The sequence below is a fragment of the Streptomyces sp. URMC 127 genome (assembly GCF_051386535.1).
In the GTDB taxonomy this organism is placed as follows: Bacteria; Actinomycetota; Actinomycetes; order Streptomycetales; family Streptomycetaceae; genus Streptomyces.
In genome coordinates this window covers 1-314 of the sequence record NZ_JBPQTW010000527.1, presented here as the reverse complement: position 1 = coordinate 314, position 314 = coordinate 1, and the positions used below count along the sequence as shown (strand labels likewise).

The window sequence follows — 314 nt, the reverse complement described above, 5'->3', positions numbered from 1 at the left end:
CCTGCTGCGACCACAGCACCGGCGCCGCCTTCACACGGTTGGCCGTGAACACGCCCGCAGCGGCCAGACGCGGCCCCCTGTTCACGACCAGGGCCAGGTCGGCGGCCCCGCTCTCCTTGATTCCCGCGGCGATGCCCGCCGCTTCGAAGCCCCTGGCTGCCGTGACGCTCACAGCGTCCCCCTGTCCGCCCGCTTGCTCGTTGCGTTGCTCGTCGTGCTGCTTGTCGCGTTCCTAGTCGTGTCGCACGGCACCAGCCGTGCCAGAAGGGTCGCGATGACCCGGCGCACACTCACGGCGCCACCCCCGCCACCCC

The 314-nt window shown here is 72.0% G+C and carries 1 protein-coding gene; it reads right to left on the bottom strand.

Features of this window, described 5'->3' with window-relative positions; all coding sequences use genetic code 11:
• Positions 1–172 (bottom strand): bifunctional ornithine acetyltransferase/N-acetylglutamate synthase (locus tag ACSNOH_RS35245; RefSeq protein ID WP_436725512.1); only part of this gene is annotated, 172 nt, incomplete at its 3' end.
• Between the last annotated feature and the right edge of the window lie 142 nt (positions 173–314).